Raw genomic sequence first — 2316 nt, 5'->3', positions numbered from 1 at the left:
TCACTTTAGACACCCCATGCGTACAGCGGTTCAACCCATGACAGAAGTAGGCATGATAGGCGTACGCCCTGGAAGAATTACAGATGTAGACGGAGTCCGTCTTCGCTGGAGCCAGCGAGAAGAATAGGGAAAGTAAAATCGTTTGCATAGCGGTGCGGTGACAACCCGTTCGTAAGTATTAGTTGCTTGTATATCCAACGACTAGCAAAAAGGTTATCAGCCCTTTGAGGCACCTATTCAAATTTCCGATAAATGATAGAAGCCGCCAGATTGCTCTGGCGGCTCCAGTATCAGAACGAATGATCTGGTTTACGTACTCAATCAACTAGCATTATGCCGTTAGGCTCGGCTGGAACGGATTCCGCAGGATAAGTAAGGGCTACTTTCTTTCCGGTTTTTTCGGCTTCTTCCAGCTTCGCAAAAAGCTCCTCTTTCCCAACGGTCATCAGTGCCGTAAGCAGCAAACCTCCGTATTCGCGTTCCTCGCTACCCACATGAGCAGCTCGTCCGTCGGTCTGGTATTTGTCAAATAGTTGTTTGCCTGTCATGCTCGTGTTATGAATAGAATCCTTCCCAATATACGTAAAAGTGAGGTAAGCTCACGGGCGTCTTGGTTTACTTTTTCCGCTTGTGTTATGAGACTATTGTCTATTTACTGGTATTGATTAGTGAATAGACTTTGTTTTTGATACTGAGGGTTTGTTTTGATAGTTTACTTACCAATACAGCATGTAAAGTTTTGTAATTAAATATCTGACTACCAATAGATTATACGCCATAAATGTATCTAAAAGAAACAGAATAGTAACAAGAATTAAAATTTTATAAATTTTTGCGTCACATCTGTAGTTCGAATGTAACTACTCAAAATAACATCGGCAGTAATTTATCCAATAGTTTATCTAAATTTAAATTTTCAGCGTTAAATTGTAATTAATGCCTTAGTAATTAAAAAAGTAAGCTCTTCCAAAATGAAAGAGCTCCATTGTACAATAAAAATTCTAAATCTAGTATGCTATTGTTAGCCTATTTAAAGGTCATTGTCCTTTTGAAGCGGATGAAGCTCGCTTATGATTTTTCTCGTTTAGCAATTATGGGTAAGATCATCATAGAAAATGACAGTGTTTATAGATGTAAAAAAGTAATAATTTATTTAAAAAATGACTAAAGTACTATTAATGGCAGTATAAATCCAACCCTACCCCCCTCAACTACATACTTCGAACAAGATACTTTAACGCCTTCATTCTCTTTAATTTTAGCTGCTAGTTTTCTCAAATAATCCATATTTGAACTCATATTAGTTAATTTAAATAACTCAGCCCCTATTTTTGTCAAATAATAACAAGGTATACTTATTGTATTATAATTGCTAGTACTTTTTATCAAAATCATTAATTCCCCTTGGATTAATAAAAAATCCTTTTTACTTAAATCACCTTGAGCAATGTATGATAGCTCTTGAGTTTTAATAAATCCTAATTCTTCTAAGTAGATTATTTTCTCTAAGCTAAATCCTACTTGTTCTAGATAATCTCGATCACGAAAAACAAATCTACTTTCTTCATTTGCATCTCTTATGATTAAGCTTGAAAAATTTTCAAATAAAACAGCCTCTTCTTTTGTAAGATTCTTTAATACATTTAAAGCTCTAAGAGAATAGCTCTTAGGCTGAGCAATTTCTCCCGCCAGAACTTTTGCCCAAATATCTTTCATCTCATCTGAAGAAATGTCTTTAGCATGTGATATAAATTGATTCATCCAATCTTCATTAATCGGAGTATCATTTACGCTTTCAACTGTTCTAAGTATATCAGCCGTTCTAGTGAAAATATCCTCTAAACTCTCTTGTTGTCTAATTTCAACAGTTGATATGCGTTTTTCAACCCTTTCTAAATATTCTCTAACCTCTTTAAGTTCAGATGAGTCTTTTATAGCTGGATTAATATTTAATGTAATTCCATCCTTTTGATAAGACGCAATTATTCCCTTTTTAAACTGATCATTGATAATAGGAGATAAGAGACCAATAGTGGTAATATCAGCTTGTGCATCTTTTATTTTATCGTAGGTTTTGTTTTTTGTTTCAGCTCTTCCAAGAAGAATATTTTTTAAGGGAGTACCTAAATATTCTTTAGCTACTGATGCAAGTTTAACAACACCTCCATATTCAAATAACTTCAATACCATTTCCTCACTAGTCATACGCTTTTGATTTAAATTTTTAATCAATAGGTTTAATTGTATAATCAGTAACAAATCTTACAAGCCGTCTTCCGCATTCGGATGGCTTCTGCCCTACTCACTTTAGACACC

Annotated in this window: 2 protein-coding genes; both read right to left on the bottom strand. The window is 34.7% G+C overall.

Translation table 11 applies throughout. The features are described from left to right. Positions 1 to 317 precede the first annotated feature (317 nt). Positions 318 to 548: a hypothetical protein gene (locus tag BWI93_RS08635; RefSeq protein WP_094810247.1), complete on the bottom strand. Its 231-nt coding sequence runs from the start codon at positions 546 to 548 to the stop codon at positions 318 to 320. Positions 549 to 1164: 616 nt separating this feature from the next. Then, complete coding sequence (locus BWI93_RS08630) at positions 1165 to 2205, bottom strand: DUF2806 domain-containing protein (protein ID WP_094810245.1); 1041 nt, start codon at positions 2203 to 2205, stop codon at positions 1165 to 1167. Positions 2206 to 2316 lie beyond the last annotated feature (111 nt).

It is taken from the genome of Siphonobacter sp. BAB-5385, assembly GCF_002261125.1.
GTDB lineage: Bacteria > Bacteroidota > Bacteroidia > Cytophagales > Spirosomataceae > Siphonobacter.
Note: the sequence above shows the minus strand (reverse complement) of the source record. Positions and strands in the feature narration are given on the sequence as shown.

What these genes read in the sequence shown, in the direction of transcription:
- BWI93_RS08635 (WP_094810247.1), bottom strand. Translation starts at nt 548, where the DNA reads ATGACAGGCAAACAACTATTTGACAAATACCAGACCGACGGACGAGCT.
- BWI93_RS08630 (WP_094810245.1), bottom strand. Translation starts at nt 2,205, where the DNA reads ATGACTAGTGAGGAAATGGTATTGAAGTTATTTGAATATGGAGGTGTT.